A 16,089-nucleotide genomic window follows, 5' to 3' on the forward strand; every position below is an offset into this window, starting at 1 on the left:
TTAATCGTCAGGTTGGCCGCTGGGCGAAGCTTCCTTCAGCCCGGCGGTCAGCACGCGCGCGAAGCGCTGGGCGGAGGGCAGCGCTCCAAAGCTCCATACCGGCGGCAAGCGCAGCAGGTTACCGCTTTGCACAATGGCCAGCTTTTGCCACAGGCCGCTTTTCTCCAGCTGTTCTTCCACGCCCATGGGCAGTGGGTCAATGATCACAAGCCTGGCCTCGGGATAGCGGGCGAGTACTTCAATGCCCGTTAAAGCAAACCCCCAGGCGTTGGTAGGCTGATCCCAGGCGTTAGCCAGACCAAGCTGTTCAAGCACTGCATTATATAAGCTGTTTTCACCAAAGACCCGCACGTGTCGCGCATCCATAAACTGCACCATCAACAGCGGTGCGGTATCCGGCTGTGCCTCGCGTAGCGAATCCATCAGCGCCTGGGTATCATCGATGAGCTGCTCTGCCTGAGCTGACCGGTTAGTTATTTCCCCCAGCTGGCGCGTCAGCATTTGTATCTCCTGCCAGGTATTGGCACCGGGCGAGTAGAGCGCAAGCGAGGTGACTGGAGCGATGCGCTCCAGGCGTGGCGTTAACGCGGCAAACATCGGAGAGATCAATATCTGCTCGGGGGCCAGCTGGGCCAATAGCTCAAAATTGGGTTGGGTGCGTAGCCCAAGGTCGGTGGCATTTTCCGGAATGTGCGGCTCGCCCACCCAATCGTAGTAGTCCTGTTGCTGGGCCACGCCGCTAATCGGTGCGTCAATCGCGACCAGCGTTTCCGCAATGGTCCAGTCCACCGTGGCAAACTGGGCGTGAGTAATACAAGACACGAGTAGACCCGTAGCGAGAACGCTGCTTTGGATTAGCGTGCGAAGTAGGGAGTAGCCGCGCATGGAGTGAGAACCTGACAGTAAGCGCTTTATTTAAACGAGTCTTTTTATCAATTGCAAATAGAAGTGCCCAGGCGTATGGCCTGGGCGGGTCGACTGAAACAGCAGGTTTAAAAGCGGTAATGAACGCTTGCCGTAATTCCGCGCTCAGCGCCAAAGTAGCAGTAGTCCAACGAGTTGCATGAGGCTACGTACTCTTTATCCAGCACGTTGTTGACGTTCAGGCGGGTTTCCACGTCTGCAACGCCTGCATGGCTCCAGTCATAGCCAATGGTGGCATCCACCAGAGTGTAATCGGGCACGGTTTCGGTGTTCGCGCGATCCGCGGCAATATCAGCGTAATGGCGTACCCCAACGCCCACATCCACGCCGTTCAACCAGCCACTGTTCGCGTCGTAATGGCCCCATACCTGCACCTGATGCCGGGGTGAGTAAATCGCGTTGTTGCCCTGATTACCGTCATCGCTTTTAGCATAGGTAATATCGGTAAAGCTGTAGCCTGCTTGTAGCGAGAGTGTTTCGGTCAGCTGGGTCTGGGCTTCCAGCTCAAGGCCTTGGGATTCGATTTCACCCACCGCGCGGTACGGGTCAGAGGGTTGCTCTTTGGTTGCCACGTTCTTCTGGCTGATATGGAAAAGGGCCGCGCTGTACTGGCTGGCGCTACCGCTGGGTTGATACTTCACCCCGGTTTCCCACTGCTCGCCCTCCATGGGGGCAAGCAAATCGCCGCTTGCATCCACAAAGCTTGTGGGGGTAAACGCGGTGGAGTAGCTCAGGTAAGGCGCCACGCCGTTATCGAACAGATAAACCACACCGGCACGGCCGCTGAATTGGGTATCGCTGAGTGAGCTGGATGCATCGGTATCCAGATCCGTGTTGTCGATGCTGACCCAGTCGTAGCGCCCGCCCAGGGTGAAGCGCCAGTTATTGAGCGCGATTTGATCCTGTAGATAGACGCCGGTCTGTTCGATTTCATGACGCTCGCGTATGGGGTCGTAAAACGCCACCGGGCCAGTGCCATAGACCGGGTCGAACGCGTTGATCGGCTCAAAGGCGCCGGAAGGCCAGGCAACGTCGTTTTCGCGCTGCTGGTAATCCACCCCGAAGAGCAGCGTATGCTCCATGAAGCCGTCGCTAAGCCGGGCCTCCAGCTGGTTGTCGATGGTCCAGGCTTCCAGGGACTCGTCGCTGCCCGAATAGTAGCGGTTCAATTCATTCGAGGTGGGCGAGGTCCAGCCAAAGCCGTAAGGCTGGTTGAGCACCACATCCGAATTGAGATAACGCAGCATCTGACGGCCAGCCACCTGATCATTAAAGCGGTGCTCAAGCGTATAGCCGAACATGCGCTGAGTGCGCTCATAGGCGTCGTAATCTTCCTCGCCGTCAAAGAAGTTGTTGCTGATTTTACGCCCGTTGCGGGGTATTACGGCGCCTTCATAAGGCACGCCAGAGTGATAACCGCCTTCGGGTTCGTCCTGCAGATAGGCTTCAATAGTCAGGCTGGTGTCGTCGGTCATGTCCCACGTCAGGCGCGGCGCGATGGCGTAGCGCTGCTCCTCCGTTGGGCCGAACTGGGTATCGGCGGTGCTGGCGATACCGGTCAGACGGAACGCCACCCGCTGCTGCTCGCCAATCGGCCCGGTGAGGTCAAACGCTGCGCTGCGCTGATTGTTATTGCCCACTCGAAAGCGCAGCTCGCCGCCCTGCTCAAATTCAGGACGCTTACTGTTGAGCGCTACAACACCACCAGGCGATGCGCGACCGTAAAGCACGGACGCTGGGCCGCGCACCACTTCGATGCTTTCCAGAAACCATGGGTCGATGCGCATGGAACTGTGCGAATTGGCATCGCCCATTACCTTCAGGCCGTCCAGAAAAGTGTTGCTCAAGCTGCCATCTGAAAACCCGCGCAGCACCAAGTAGTCAAAGCGGTTGGATGCCCCTACCTGATTCGAATAAACGCCGGGGGTGTAATCCGTTGCCCGCTGAACGGTGCTTACCCCACGGCTTTCCATCTGTTCACGCGTAATCGTAGAGACACTTTGTGGCGTCTCAAGAGAGGGCGTTTCCAGCTTGGTAGCGGCCTGCTGAGCGGTCACCGTGACGGTGGCTAGCTGAGAGGTATTTGGTGTCGTTTGGGCATGAGCCAGGGATAAAGAGCTGCCGGCTAGAGCGATGGACAGGGCAAGATGGCGATAAGGAAAGCGGTGCTGGCGCATAAGCATGACAATAAGTCTCTACCGTTTATAATAATGAGAATTATTTATCTTTAGTGGCCTGCTGAGCTATGCCATATGCCAAATCAGCTATGCGCAATGCCAGCGTTGACGCTGTTTTGATGATGTTTTCGCTCTGCTGGCTACCTCTGTGGGGGCGATACCAAAGTGGCGCTTGAAGGCAGTGGTAAAGTTTGTTGCGTGCCGATAGCCGCAGGTATGGGCAGCCTGCTGAACACTATAGCCTTTTTCCAAAGCGCAATACGCCTGTTGAAGCCGGCAGTGGCGTAAGTGGTCAAAAATTGAGCAGCCGTAAAGCGCGCTGAATTTTTGCCGCAGGCTGCTGGGACTCATTGCCGCGCGGTGAGCCAGATCGCTCAGGCGGTAATCGATCATTGGATTATTACGCAGCTCAGCATGTAATCGGGCGAGCCGTTCGCGTTCGCGGGCCTTGATGCCCAAGGTGGGTTTACTATTCGCAGGCAGTGTTGTGGGTAAGCCGTGACCCAGCAGCTGCAGGGTAAGCCCTTGCCAGATGATCGACTGGCGCCAATCATCCAGCGGCTCCTCGCTTGTGGCACGTAGTTGTTCAATAAGTGCGGAAGGCAGCGTCCAGGCGTGCAGTTGAGGCTCGTGAGCGCTGGGCAATGTATGGGGAGCGGTGGCCAGCACGGCAATGTTGAGTGTACGCAGCCGCGGCTGTACCGGCTGGTCGACAATCAGCGGTGCCTGAGGAGTAAAGTGCGCGCATAGCCCCTGGCCAGCTCCGATGGTCAGATGCTTCTGGCCTTGGGTGATATCAATGCGGCCATCCACGACGACACTCAGAAACCATGGCACTGTATGCGTGGAGCGAGAGACATAGCGTTGATGCACCTCAAGGTCCGACAGGGTGAGATGGAGCGCAGAGGAGAGCGCTAGATCACTAACCTTCCCCTGCGCAATTGGATAGTCAAACCCTTTCCCTGTATGCAGATAATCGATGCCGAACGTGTGCCCCAGTTGGCTGAGCGTGGACGGCGTTAACGACGTGATGGTCGGCATCGATATGTACCCTTGGCGCCTAGTATTCCAGTGCCCAGCCCAGCGTAAAGGTACGCCCGCGGCCCTGGTAATCGTAGAGGTATTCCGGCCCGTAGTTGGGTGAATAGAAACCCACGGCGCGCTGACCCCAGGGGGTCGAGTACTGTTTGTCAGTCAGGTTGCTGATCCCCAGGCTAACAGTGCCAAACCCGGTGTTCTGGCTACCGATCAGGTCAAGCGTGGTAAAGCCGTCGATGCGGCCATCGTCACTGTCTGTATAATCCCGCGCATGGCTGCCTTGCAGGCGCAGCGAGCGATCATTGTCGGCCCAGGCAACGTGGGCAGTCAGGCTATCCTGTGACGGATAGGGGGCTACGGTAATCCCGCGGTCCTGCCAAGTGCCGTCCACCTTACGCTCGGAGGTGAGCGTATGCAGCGTGCCCCCTACCTCCCAATGATCGCCGATAAAGCGGGTAACGGAGGCTTCCAAACCATAATCACGGCGATCATCGTCCACTTGGGTGATGTTAAGGTCACTGTCCAGTTCCATGGCGGTATCCGACCATGCGTAGTAAACCGCTGCCTGGGTCAGCCAGTCGCCGCCCTGATAGCGCCAGCCCAGCTCTACTTGCTGGGTCTTGATGCCGTCCAGCGGGTTGTCGGCCACGGTCTGACCTGGGCGCCCGTAGTATTTGGACGGGTCCGGCAGGTCAAAGCCCTCGGAATAGCCAAGCCAACTCTGGTGGCCGTTGTCGAAATCGTAAAGGGTGCTGATGTTGTACAGCGTGACGTTATAGTCGCTTGAGCCGCCGGGTACGTTGTTGTAATCGTCAATATCCACAGCCATGCGTTGGTGGCGAATGCCGCCGCTAAGCTGGAGCTGATCTGTCAGCCACCAGTCGCTTTGCGCAAACAGGGCCAGCGTATTGATATCGAAGCCTGGGTAGCGTGGCGTAATATGATCGGCGCGTTGTACAAGGCCGCCGGAGGCATCGCTTGCGGCGCGATCAAAGCGCATTTGTGTGGCATCAAACGACTCTTTATCCAGATCTGCGCCATAGGTCAGGTTGAGACTCTCAGTCAGGTCAGCTGAGAAGAGTCCCTTCAAGCCGCTTAACGTCGTGTTCTGCTGGGAAGCCGCAAAGTAATAGCCGTCGTCTTGGGCGGGGTAAGGGAAGGGATGGAAACTGGATTCCTCCTCACGATGAAAAGCCTGAAGATAGAAATCCTGATTCAGAAGATTGGCATGATGGTAGTTAACACTGAACATCTTGCGGTCGGTGTGCGGGGCGCGGTCGGCGGTAAAGCCGTCACGGATATCTGCATCATTAAGGTTGGGCGATGCGGCCGCTAGGTTGGGGTAGTAAACCCCACGGTCGCCTTTCTTCCCTGATTCATAAAGCTGGCCGCTGAGCATCAGCGTCTGTTCGTCGCTTAGCTCAATTCGCACGTTGCCAAGAATATCCAGACTGCGGTTGTCCTGAAGGTCGCTCTGTGCGATATCGGGAAAGATTTCGTTGCCCCCAGCGTCGTACTGGCGGCCATTTTCAACCAAGGATACGCCGATGCGCCCCTGCACCGTGTCGTTGCCGCCGCTAGCCGATTGGGAGAGACGGCGGTCGAAATCATGACGTGTATTGAACCCGCTGGCCACGCTGGCCTGGGTCTCGAAATGAGGGCGGCCGCTTTCTCCCTGTTTGGTGATGATATTGATCAGCCCGCCCGTGGCGCCCCCGCCATACAGACTGCTGGTGCCGGAAAGCACTTCAACGCGCTCGATATTGAACGGGTCGATGGAATCGAACTGACGTGACAGGCTGCGTGAATTATTCAGAGAAACGCCATCAATCAGTACCTGTACGCTGCGCCCGCGCATATTCTGCCCTGCGTTGGTGCGTCCTTGTGGCCCAAAATCAAGCCCTGGTACCAACCGGCCCAGCGCCGTTTTCAGGTCGCTACCTGCACTGATCTGTTGCTGCAGATCGGCACTCTCTACCACATGCACCGCGCCGGGAATTTGACTGATTTGTGTGGGCGTCCGCGAGCCAACCACTACCACGGTTTCCTGGTGGGCACTTTCGGGCTGTGACTGAGGCTGAGACTGAGCAAAGGCGAGCATAGGAAAAGCGCCGCTCAAAAGACCGGCGCTTAAAACGATAGTGCGGTTCATAGGCTATCCAGAGAACAGGTTATTGTTAATTGTAATCCTACCATTGATAACGCAAGAATCAATGATATGTGTTCTCATTATCATATGTATTGGGTTGTTAGTTCTTCTGGCCTCATTGAGCTTTATAACCATTAGACAGCTGTTAAGCGTATTACTTATCGTCTTTTAGGTTGTCGCTAGCCGCTGGCTTGTTGGGAGTGGAAGTGCTGGCAGCCTTGGGCTTTTTCGCCGCTGTTTTGGCAGTGTCTTTTGAGGGGTCTTCCGTCGCTTCAACCGAGGACGTAGGCGTGGGCGCCTGCGGGGCGGACTTCTGGTTCTCAATCGCAGCTTCAAGGCTTGCCACCTGACGCTCCAGCGCCTCGACCCGTGTGCGCGTGCGCTGCAGCACATCCATCAGGATGTCGAAATCTTCTCGCGAGACAAGTTCCAAACGATCAAAGGCACCACGAACCACTTGCTGAACACCTTTCTGGATATCTTCAGGGGCTTGTGACGCATTCTGTAAGCGGTCGCCAATCTGTTGAGCCAAACGGCTGATACGGTCTTGGGGCGTCATGATTCTCTCCTCAATGGTGATGCTTTAAAAATGGGCGCTACCTCAAGGATACGCAACCCTGCGCAAGTGCGCATGCATTGGCTGCGCTCTTGGGACATTTATTGCAAGGGCTGCTGCCCGCTAATGGTGCGTTGGTGGGTATGGAGCGGTTTCTTTTGGTGCAAAGGCGAAGATGCTCGCCCTGGGATGACCTTAAACGGTGCTTGGAGGCTTGGGTGTTTGTTTTAACTTACTGAAAAATAATAAATAAAATTTGAATGGCACGGTATGCGCATTAGTAGGGCATTGTTATTTGCAGCGGCAGTGTCGCTAACCATCCAGCAGGACTTATTCAACAGTACTTTTTCGGCAGTACTTATCCAGCAGGGGAGATCGGGATGAAACTCATTACCGCCATCATTAAGCCATTCAAGCTTGACGACGTTCGTGAGGCATTAGCCGACAACGGCGTACAGGGTATTACTGTGACTGAAGTGAAAGGCTTTGGTCGTCAGAAAGGCCATACCGAGCTCTATCGGGGCGCCGAGTACGTGGTCGATTTCCTGCCCAAGGTGAAAGTAGAGGTGGCGGTTGATGATACGCGCCTGGAGAGCGTGATCGATGCCATCTGCAATGCCGCCAACAGCGGGAAAATCGGTGACGGCAAGGTGTTCGTCACACCGCTTGAGGATGTCATCCGTATTCGTACCGGTGAACGCGGCGCTGATGCCGTTTAAATAGGGGCTTACTGGGATACTTCGTAGTTCAACGGGGAACTAACCATGAACGAACTGGCTGACCTGAGCTATGCGCTCGATACGTTTTACTTCCTGATTTGCGGCGTGCTGGTCATGTGGATGGCCGCGGGCTTTGCCATGCTTGAAGCAGGCCTTGTGCGGTCTAAAAACACTGCGGAAATTCTAACTAAAAATATCGCGCTGTTTGCCATCGCCTGCACTATGTATCTGCTGGTGGGCTATTACATCATGTACTCAAGCAGCGAAGGCGGCTTTTTGCCGAGCCTGGGTTTTTTGATCGGCGCTGAAAACAGCCTGGACGCGGTAACTGCTGGTGGTGAAGATGCGCCGTACTACTCTATGCGTGCTGACTACTTCTTCCAGGTAGTGTTTGTGGCCACCGCCATGTCGATTGTCTCCGGTGCGGTTGCCGAGCGTATGAAGCTCTGGGCCTTCCTAGCCTTCGCCGTGGTCATGACAGCATTTATCTACCCGGTTTCGGGTTACTGGACCTGGGGCGGCGGCTGGCTGGATGCCGTCGGTTACTCCGACTACGCAGGTTCGGGCATTGTCCATATGGCGGGTGCCTCAGCAGCGCTGGCAGGTGTGCTAATCCTTGGCCCGCGTAAGGGTAAATACGGTAAGGATGGCTCTATCCATGCGATTCCAGGCGCCAACATGCCGCTGGCAACGCTGGGTACGTTCATTCTGTGGATGGGCTGGTTCGGTTTCAACGGCGGCTCTGAGCTGAAAATGTCGGATATCGGCTCAGCTAATAACGTGGCGCAGGTCTTTGTGAATACCAATGCCGCCGCAGCGGGTGGTGTGATTGCGGCCCTCGTTTTAGCCAAGTTGTGGTTCCGCAAAGCGGATCTTACCATGGCACTCAACGGGGCACTGGCTGGCCTTGTGGCGATTACCGCCGATCCGCTTTCTCCGACGGGCCTGGGTGCTGCGATTATTGGTGCAGTGGGTGGTTTGATCGTTGTGATCGCAATTGTCACGCTTGATAAGCTCAAGCTGGATGACCCGGTCGGTGCGATTTCAGTACATGGTGTGGTGGGTATCTGGGGCGTGCTGGCCGTACCTATCACCAATGAGGAGGCCTCCTTCGGCGCTCAGCTGATTGGCATTGTAGGCATCTTCGCCTGGGTGTTTCTGGCAAGCGTGGTGGTCTGGTTAGTGCTAAAAGCCATCATGGGCATCCGAGTTAGTGAAGAAGAAGAGTATGAAGGTGTGGATATCGCGGAATGCGGTCTCGAGGCCTACCCCGAGTTTAGCGTTAAGAAATAATCATAATGCTAAGCAAGTGAGCTGGCGTGCTCTTATGGCCTTCCTTTCGAGGAAGGCCTTTTTATTCTCTGCCTGTAGCGGTGTATGCTTAGCGTTAGAGGTGGCTGGCTTTCGCCGCACCCAATAGACAAGACAATGGCCACCAAGCTAGAGGATGTCGCAATGAAATTGATCTCAGCCATTATCAAGCCGTTCAAGCTTGATGACGTACGCGAATCGCTCTCCGATATCGGCGTGCAGGGCATTACCGTCACAGAAGTAAAAGGGTTCGGTCGCCAGAAAGGCCACACTGAGCTTTATCGTGGTGCTGAGTACGTAGTGGATTTTCTGCCCAAAGTGAAACTGGAAGTTGCCGTCGATGACGATATGGTTGAGCAGGTGATTGACGCGATTACCCAGGTCGCCAACACGGGTAAAATCGGCGATGGCAAGATCTTTGTGATGCCGCTTGAGCAGGTCATTCGTATTCGTACCGGCGAAACGGGTAAAGATGCGGTTTAATTCGCTTCCCCGTATCATAAAGAACCCCGCTACCGGAGATCGGTAGCGGGGTTCTTTTGGTAAAACGCTGAAAACGTTTTCTATGAGTGCTTATTTCTCGACAAATGCACGCTCGATCACGTAGTCGCCGGGCTCGCCCATGCGCGGGGAGATATTCATGCCCAGCTCATCCAGCAAGGCGCTTGTGTCATCCAGCATGGCCGGACTTCCGCAAATCATCGCCCGATCCTGGCGCGGGTCGATCGGCGGCAAGCCGGTATCTTCATACAGCTTGCCCGAACGGATATGGTCGGTCAGGCGGCCCATGGTGTGGAACTCTTCACGGGTAACGGTGGGGTAGTAGACCAGCTTTTCGGCGATCTCTTCACCTAGATATTCATGCGCTGGCAGCTCCTTGGTGATGAAGTCGGAATAGGCCAGCTCAGAGACTTCACGCACCCCGTGGATCAGCACGATCTTTTCGTAGCGCTCGTACACTTCAGGGTCCTGGATCAAGCTCATGAACGGCGCCAGGCCCGTGCCGGTGGAGAGCATGTACAGATTACGGCCAGGCAGCAGGTCATCGCATACCAGCGTGCCGGTCGGCTTGCGGCTGACCATGATCTGATCGCCCACTTTGAGGTGCTGCAGACGTGAGGTCAGTGGGCCGTCGGGCACTTTAATGCTGTAAAACTCAAGATGATCTTCGTAATTGGGGCTAGCGATCGAGTAAGCGCGCATCAGCGGCTTACCTTCCACTTCCAGGCCGATCATCACAAATTGGCCGTTTTTGAAGCGCAGGCTCCGCTCACGTGTGGTACGGAAGCTGAACAGGGTGTCGTTCCAATGATGAACGCTAAGCACTTCTTCCAAAGCAAACTTACTCATGCACTCTCTCCATTAAACGATGCCAACACGAAATCGCATCTTTTATATTCTTAAAAAGAATAAAAATTAATAAATATCTTGTGAGTAAGTCTAAGCAAAGGTGTTATATCTGTTAAGCAAATTATATGGATAACACTTATCTCTAAAATAGATATAGGCCATCTATGCACTATACCCTGCGACAACTAGAAGTTTTTGTAGCGGTCGCCCAGCACGAGAGCGTATCCCAGGCTGCGCGGGCGCTAGCCATGTCGCAATCGGCCACCAGCACGGCACTTGCCGAGCTTGAACGCCAGTTCGATTGTCAGCTGCTTGACCGCCTGGGCAAACGGTTGAAGCTCAACGCATTAGGCTTTCAGCTGCTTCCCAAGGCGGTGGCGTTGCTTGACCGTGGTGAGGAGATAGAAGAGCTTTTACGCGGCCAGAAAGGCGTTGGTGCGCTGGATGTGGGGGCGACCCTGACGATTGGCAACTACCTGGCGACACTCCTGATCAGCGATTTCATGCAGCGCTATCCGGGCAGTCGCGTGCGTCTTTCGGTGCGCAATACGCGCCATATTATCGAAAGCGTACGCCAGCACTCGCTTGATTTGGGCCTGATTGAAGGCCAATGTGATGACGAAATGATCATCAGCCAGCCTTGGGTAGAGGATGAGCTGTGCGTTTTCTGTTCGCCCCGCCACCCGCTGGCCGGGCAGAAACACCTGGAGCTTGAACAACTGCTGCGTGAAGACTGGATCATGCGTGAAGAGGGCTCGGGCACTCGAATGACTCTGGAGCACGCCGCGCGCCATCGGCGCAGCCGCTTTAATACGCTGCTGGAGCTTGAGCATACCGAAGGGATTAAACGCGCCGTTGAGTCCGGCTTAGGTATCGGCTGCGTGTCACGCCTAGCACTACGCGATGCCTTTCGGCGAGGCAGCCTAGTACCACTACCCACGCCAGAGCTGGACCTGAAGCGTCAGTTCACCTTTATCTGGCACCGCCACAAGTACCTTACCACTGGCGTGCGCGAGTTTCTGCGTCTGTGCCGCGAAATGACGGCTGGTGCCAAACGCAGTGATGATATTGAACTGCCGCCGGTGCCTTAAAGATTACCGTCAAGGTTGGCGCAGCCGATCCGATCTGCTGGCTGAATGGTCGGGTCTTGGTAAAAGTCATATCGCAGTAGAAGTAATGGGGGCCTATTATCAAAATACTTCCCCACAAAAAGGCCGGCCCCGATGGCAGGAACCAGTCTGCCTGCGCTTATCGATGACATTGCGTCACTTCTCGACGATGTCTCACTGATGACAGAAATCGCTACCAAGAAAACCGCCGGTGTTCTGGGGATGATCTTGCGCTGAACGCGCAACAGGTAACCGGCGTCAATCCTGCGCGTGAGTTGCCCGTTGTCTGGGCAGTGGCCAAGGGTTCGCTGCTTAACAAAGTAATTCTGGTCCCGTCGGCTGTTGCGATCAGCTTTTTTGCACCCTGGCTAGTGATGCCGCTTTTGGATGGTAGGCGGGGCGTTTTTCTGCTTTGAAGGGGCTGAAAGGGAATTTCCTCGTGAAGGAAGGAATGGCAGAGGGTAGGCCGCCTTGTCATTAACAGCTGCCGTCACGCTACCGGTCTTGGAGGGTGCGACTGTAGTAGCGCTTCGAAAAATGAGTCGTTAAGACTTATCGCAACGTGAAAAGGGCCTCGTTATGAGGCCCTGTAAGGATTCAATATAATGGCTGAAGTCCAGCAGGATTGATGTACTGCTCCTGCCAGCTCCTGGGTCGATCAGTAGTCTGCGGGCGTTTTAAAGGGCAGTTGATGACGGGATGACACACTGTCGCCTTCAAGGGTAAAACCACCTACCAGCGTCGCGAGGCGCTCGGACTGTTCCTTGAGTTGCTCGGCGGCAGTGGTGGACTCCTCGACCAGGGCGGCATTTTGCTGAGTCATCTGGTCAAGGTCGGTGACTGCGATGCTGACCTGGCCGATGCCGTCGCTCTGCTCATTGGCCGCTGTGCTGATATCGCCCAGCATTTGGGTGACCCGCGTGACGCTTTCGGAAAGCTCATGCATCGCAGTTTCGGCGTCGTGCACTAGCTGGGTGCCGCTTTCTACCTTACCCGACGAGACGTTGATGCGCTGGCGAATATCCGCCGCCGCTTCACTGCTGCGTGAGGCCAGTTTGCGCACTTCATCTGCCACCACAGCAAAACCGCGCCCATGTTCGCCTGCCCGAGCGGCTTCTACTGAGGCATTCAGGGCCAGCAGGTTGGTCTGGAAGGCGATACCGTCAATCACGGTGACAATAGACTGGATCTCGGACGATGTGGCGCGGATATCATCCATGGTGACTACTACCTGCTCGAATGCGGTGTTGGTCCGCGAGGCCAGTTGCGAGGCGGTCTGTGAAAGGCCGCTGGCCTCTTGGGACGCACTGGTGGTATGGCCCACTGTGCTGCTGATTTGCTCCATGGCTGAGGACGTTTGCTGTAGGCTGGCAGCGGCCTGCTCGGTGCGCCGTGAAAGGTCCTGGCCGCCCAGCGTGATCTCATTGGCAGCGTGACGTACCGATTCGCTGCTGGCGCGCACATCAACCAGCACATCGTGAATCTTGACCGCAAAGGCATTGAACTGGATCGCCAGTTCGGCGCTTTCATTACGCCCGCGCACCGGCAGTCGCTGGGTCAGGTCACCGTCACCCGAGGCGATGTCGCGCATGCGCTCAGCCAGGTTTCTCAGCGGGCGGGAGATGCTGGTGCCCAATAGCCAGCTGGCCAACAGGCCGATGCCAGCAATGAGCAGGCCCATCAAGATCATGCCCCACATGGAGGCTTTACTCTGGCCGCTAAGCTGATCCTGCAGGTCATAAAGGCCAGCCATGACGGCGCTTTCAGGTAGCCGAATCATCAATACCCAAGGCTGACCGCTATCGTCGATAGAGAAAGGCCAGTACAGCTCTGTCATGTCTTGCTCGGTGTCTAGCTTACGTACACTTTCCCCCTGCTGAGCTTGAGCAATACTGGCCTGAAGCGCAGGGTTGAGAGCATTTTCAACATGCTTACCCAGCAGTTCCGGGGCGCTGGTATAGGCAGCCAGAGTGCCTTGAGCGGCTACCAGAGCCATTTCGCCAGCACCGTTGTAAAGTGTTTCGTTAGCTTCTTCGAGCAGCCCCTGAATGAATTCAACAGAAAGGTCGACGCCAGCACTGCCGCGAAACTCGCCGTCCACGATAATCGGTGCGTTAAACGAGGTCACCAGCAAGGTTTCGCCGTTATAGTCGTATAAGCGCGGATCGACAATACAGCTATGTTGGGTTTCCTTGGTGCACAGGTAGTATTCCCCACGACGAATGCCGTCTGCATCGCGCTCCTGGTTCTCTATATCATCGCCCAGCGCGAGAACCTCAATGCTGCCACTGCTAGTGCGGTACCACCATGGCATGAAGCGGCCATCGGGGCTGTAGCCCTGATCCTCACGGCCAGTAAAGAGAGCATCGCTGTTGAATGCATCTGGCTCCCAACCAATGAAGGCATCCAGCAGATCGGGATTATTAATCACCGTTTGACGTACCAGCATTGATACTTCACGGCGGCTCAGGGACATCAATGGCCGTCCGTGTGCATCCTGTTGGCCCAGCATGGCATTGGTGTGCGCCAGGTTAGTCGCAAGCGTTAGCGCATGCTCAAGCTGGCCCTTTATCTCTTCGGCCTGACCTGAGGCCATTGCAGTGAGGTGCGCTTCAATATTACGTTCAAGCAGCGCCTGCGTTTCGCTTTTTACCAACGACTGGGAGCGTGCGTTAGCGATAACCGAGTAAATCACTAGCGCAGCAATAACCAACAGAATACAGCCACCCACCAGGGTGGCAATTAAGGTACGGATGGACTTGAAGTTCATTTAAGTACTCTCAATTTGGCTGCCGCTTAACGCGGCAGGGGCGCGGGCGGCATAAGTCGCCCGACGGAGGAAGTTTTACTGCTTGATAGGGTAAAACTGCCAACTACATCGGATAGACGCAGGGATTGCTCTTTTAAATGTTCAGCAGCGGTCGTTGATTCCTCTACCATGGCGGCGTTTTCTTGCGTCATACGATCCAGTTCGGCAACCGCAATATTCACCTGATTGATACCATCACTTTGCTCGCTGGTAGCAGCCGTGATCTCTGCCAGCACATCTGTCACGCGTGTGATATGCGCCACGATATCCTTCATGGTCGCGCCAGCATTACGCACCAGGGAAGTACCGTTATTGACCTTGCTTTGCGAGTCTTCAATCAGCTTCTGGATATCGTCGGCCGCTTCGCTGCTGCGTCCTGCCAGTTTGCGCACTTCATCGGCTACCACTGCAAAACCACGGCCATGTTCACCAGCGCGGGCAGCTTCCACCGAGGCGTTCAGCGCCAGCAGATTGGTCTGGAAGGAGATACTGTTCATCAGGGTGACGATTTCGCCAATTTTATCGGAAGCGCGAGTGATATCTTCCATGGTGGTCACCACGTTCGCCACCACCTTGCCACCTTCGTTGGCCACCTCAGATGCGGTTTGCGAGAGCGTGTTGGCCTCCTGGGCAGAAGCGGCGGTGTGCTGGACGGTGCTGGTGATCTCTTCAATCGAGGCGGACGTTTGCTGCAGGCTGGCGGCTGCGTTATCAGTGCGTCGGGAGAGATCCTGCCCACCCATGGCGATCTCGTTAGCCGCGTGATGCACGGATTCACTGCTCGCGCGCACATCGATCAATACCTCTTCCATCTTGCCTACAAAACGGTTAAAAGCACTGGCAATTTGTGTAACCTCATCCTTACCCACTTCGGGCAAGCGCTGGGTCAAGTCGCCTTCACCCGAGGCAATGTTATCCATTGCATCACGCGCAGCCACCAAGCGACGCAGCAGCAGTGAAAGAAGTAGCCCAAATACCACAGCAGTGATTACAGCTACTATCAGCAGCGTGATTATCGATGTGGTGGCGATGGCGCGCAGGCCTGTGGTTGCTTCGGCTTCATCCAGCGCGACAACCAGTTGCCAATCGCTATTGCCACCTACTGAACGTCCAAGTAGCAACTTACTACTTCCTTCCAGTGTCATTTGTTGTGGACTAGTCGCAGAAGCGAGTTGGTATAGGTAAGAGGCGTTTAATTCATTACTCAAAGCGGTAGATGGCTCAAGAGTAAGCTCCCTATTGGGATGAGCAACTAGGGTGCCATCGCCCGTTACCAGGAAGCCGAAACTTAAAGGGGTAGGAGATATTCCATCAACGATCGCCACCATGTTGCTAATGTTAACATCGGCGCCTACTACCGCATGTAGTTGATCGTCTTGGTAAAACGGCCGGGCAAAGGTAACGACAAGGTCACCACTCTGGGCATCGACATAGGGGGCAGTAATAATGGTGTCTCTGGCATCTACAGCTGCCTGATACCAGGGGCGAGTGCGAGGATCAAAGCCAGTGGGCGGTTCCCAGCCATTAAAAAAAATCGTTTCGCCACTTTCCGCATAACCTATATAGGACGCCATAAAATCGCCAGAGGTCGTTAGCTGGCGCAGCGCAGCACGGGGGTTGCGGCTAGCTGCAGCTTCTTCCATGCCGGTTAGCATAATACTACGTGACTCCATCCATTCATGGAGCGCGCTGATGTTGCCGCTAACTACTGCGTTAAGATTACGGGTTATTTGCTGGTTATTATGATGTTTTACCGTGGTGTAACTGGCAATGCCGTTAATCACCAAGGCAAGAGTAATCGCTACTAGCGCAGCTAGCAGGATGCGTGCTCGGAGGGTAGAAAACATGGTCGCTCTCGACGTCGAAGTGATTGTCAGTATCCAGGGGGGAGATACTGTTGTGGAACTCCTTATTATCGGCGAGAACGACCACTACTTGAGGCTAGTT

The 16,089-nt window shown here is 55.3% G+C and carries 12 protein-coding genes and 1 pseudogene; 5 read left to right on the top strand and 8 right to left on the bottom strand.

The features are described from left to right. From ELY38_RS11810 to ELY38_RS11830, 5 genes are all read right to left on the bottom strand, one after another. Window positions 1–885: an ABC transporter substrate-binding protein gene (locus ELY38_RS11810; RefSeq protein ID WP_127062469.1), complete on the bottom strand. Its 885-nt coding sequence runs from the start codon at window positions 883–885 to the stop codon at window positions 1–3. Between the two features lie 107 nt (window positions 886–992). Further along, window positions 993–3,107: a TonB-dependent siderophore receptor gene (locus ELY38_RS11815; protein WP_185858974.1), complete on the bottom strand. Its 2,115-nt coding sequence runs from the start codon at window positions 3,105–3,107 to the stop codon at window positions 993–995. 81 nt (window positions 3,108–3,188) lie between these two features. Beyond that, window positions 3,189–4,142 (bottom strand): helix-turn-helix transcriptional regulator, encoded by a 954-nt coding sequence (locus ELY38_RS11820; protein ID WP_127062471.1) that lies wholly within the window; start codon window positions 4,140–4,142, stop codon window positions 3,189–3,191. Window positions 4,143–4,161: 19 nt separating this feature from the next. Beyond that, complete coding sequence (locus tag ELY38_RS11825; protein ID WP_127062472.1) at window positions 4,162–6,291, bottom strand: TonB-dependent receptor; 2,130 nt, start codon at window positions 6,289–6,291, stop codon at window positions 4,162–4,164. Window positions 6,292–6,442: 151 nt separating this feature from the next. Continuing rightward, entirely contained in the window at window positions 6,443–6,847 is a 405-nt protein-coding gene (locus ELY38_RS11830; protein WP_127062474.1) for an accessory factor UbiK family protein, read from the bottom strand. A 377-nt stretch (window positions 6,848–7,224) separates the two neighbouring features. Here ELY38_RS11830 and ELY38_RS11835 point away from each other — a divergent pair, with 377 nt between their 5' ends. The 3 genes from ELY38_RS11835 to glnK all read left to right on the top strand — a co-directional run bounded on the left by ELY38_RS11835 (window position 7,225) and on the right by glnK (window position 9,357). Next, complete coding sequence (locus ELY38_RS11835) at window positions 7,225–7,563, top strand: P-II family nitrogen regulator (RefSeq protein WP_127062476.1); 339 nt, start codon at window positions 7,225–7,227, stop codon at window positions 7,561–7,563. Window positions 7,564–7,608: 45 nt separating this feature from the next. Next, complete coding sequence (locus tag ELY38_RS11840; protein WP_127062478.1) at window positions 7,609–8,856, top strand: ammonium transporter; 1,248 nt, start codon at window positions 7,609–7,611, stop codon at window positions 8,854–8,856. Window positions 8,857–9,018: 162 nt separating this feature from the next. Continuing rightward, the gene (gene glnK, locus ELY38_RS11845) at window positions 9,019–9,357 is read left to right on the top strand and encodes a P-II family nitrogen regulator (RefSeq protein WP_027337179.1); all 339 of its coding nucleotides are present in this window, start codon (window positions 9,019–9,021) and stop codon (window positions 9,355–9,357) included. A 90-nt stretch (window positions 9,358–9,447) separates the two neighbouring features. Here the strand turns inward: glnK and ELY38_RS11850 are convergent, their stop codons facing one another. Beyond that, a complete protein-coding gene (locus tag ELY38_RS11850; protein ID WP_127062479.1) occupies window positions 9,448–10,224 on the bottom strand; it encodes a ferredoxin--NADP reductase in 777 nt (258 codons plus the stop codon). Between the two features lie 164 nt (window positions 10,225–10,388). On the opposite strand from ELY38_RS11850, the gene ELY38_RS11855 reads away from it, so the two are divergent. Together ELY38_RS11855 and ELY38_RS11860 are read left to right on the top strand one after the other, a co-directional pair. After that, a complete protein-coding gene (locus tag ELY38_RS11855) occupies window positions 10,389–11,315 on the top strand; it encodes a LysR family transcriptional regulator (protein ID WP_127062481.1) in 927 nt (308 codons plus the stop codon). Window positions 11,316–11,447: 132 nt separating this feature from the next. Next, a pseudogene (locus ELY38_RS11860) lies at window positions 11,448–11,762 on the top strand (DUF808 family protein); the annotation flags it as partial. A gap of 229 nt (window positions 11,763–11,991) precedes the next feature. On the opposite strand, the gene ELY38_RS11865 reads toward ELY38_RS11860, so the two are convergent. Together ELY38_RS11865 and ELY38_RS11870 are read right to left on the bottom strand one after the other, a co-directional pair. Further along, window positions 11,992–14,103, bottom strand: coding sequence for a methyl-accepting chemotaxis protein (locus tag ELY38_RS11865; protein WP_127062483.1), 2,112 nt, complete (start codon window positions 14,101–14,103; stop codon window positions 11,992–11,994). 26 nt (window positions 14,104–14,129) lie between these two features. Continuing rightward, complete coding sequence (locus ELY38_RS11870; RefSeq protein ID WP_127062485.1) at window positions 14,130–15,989, bottom strand: methyl-accepting chemotaxis protein; 1,860 nt, start codon at window positions 15,987–15,989, stop codon at window positions 14,130–14,132. Window positions 15,990–16,089 lie beyond the last annotated feature (100 nt).

This window comes from Vreelandella nanhaiensis (genome assembly GCF_003990185.1).
Classification (GTDB): Bacteria; Pseudomonadota; Gammaproteobacteria; order Pseudomonadales; family Halomonadaceae; genus Vreelandella; species Vreelandella nanhaiensis.

What these genes read in the sequence shown, in the direction of transcription:
- ELY38_RS11820 (WP_127062471.1), bottom strand. Translation starts at nt 4,142, where the DNA reads ATGCCGACCATCACGTCGTTAACGCCGTCCACGCTCAGCCAACTGGGG.
- ELY38_RS11825 (WP_127062472.1), bottom strand. Translation starts at nt 6,291, where the DNA reads ATGAACCGCACTATCGTTTTAAGCGCCGGTCTTTTGAGCGGCGCTTTT.
- glnK (WP_027337179.1), top strand. Translation starts at nt 9,019, where the DNA reads ATGAAATTGATCTCAGCCATTATCAAGCCGTTCAAGCTTGATGACGTA.
- ELY38_RS11810 (WP_127062469.1), bottom strand. Translation starts at nt 885, where the DNA reads ATGCGCGGCTACTCCCTACTTCGCACGCTAATCCAAAGCAGCGTTCTC.
- ELY38_RS11865 (WP_127062483.1), bottom strand. Translation starts at nt 14,103, where the DNA reads ATGAACTTCAAGTCCATCCGTACCTTAATTGCCACCCTGGTGGGTGGC.
- ELY38_RS11850 (WP_127062479.1), bottom strand. Translation starts at nt 10,224, where the DNA reads ATGAGTAAGTTTGCTTTGGAAGAAGTGCTTAGCGTTCATCATTGGAAC.
- ELY38_RS11840 (WP_127062478.1), top strand. Translation starts at nt 7,609, where the DNA reads ATGAACGAACTGGCTGACCTGAGCTATGCGCTCGATACGTTTTACTTC.
- ELY38_RS11830 (WP_127062474.1), bottom strand. Translation starts at nt 6,847, where the DNA reads ATGACGCCCCAAGACCGTATCAGCCGTTTGGCTCAACAGATTGGCGAC.
- ELY38_RS11835 (WP_127062476.1), top strand. Translation starts at nt 7,225, where the DNA reads ATGAAACTCATTACCGCCATCATTAAGCCATTCAAGCTTGACGACGTT.
- ELY38_RS11855 (WP_127062481.1), top strand. Translation starts at nt 10,389, where the DNA reads ATGCACTATACCCTGCGACAACTAGAAGTTTTTGTAGCGGTCGCCCAG.
- ELY38_RS11870 (WP_127062485.1), bottom strand. Translation starts at nt 15,989, where the DNA reads ATGTTTTCTACCCTCCGAGCACGCATCCTGCTAGCTGCGCTAGTAGCG.
- ELY38_RS11815 (WP_185858974.1), bottom strand. Translation starts at nt 3,107, where the DNA reads ATGCTTATGCGCCAGCACCGCTTTCCTTATCGCCATCTTGCCCTGTCC.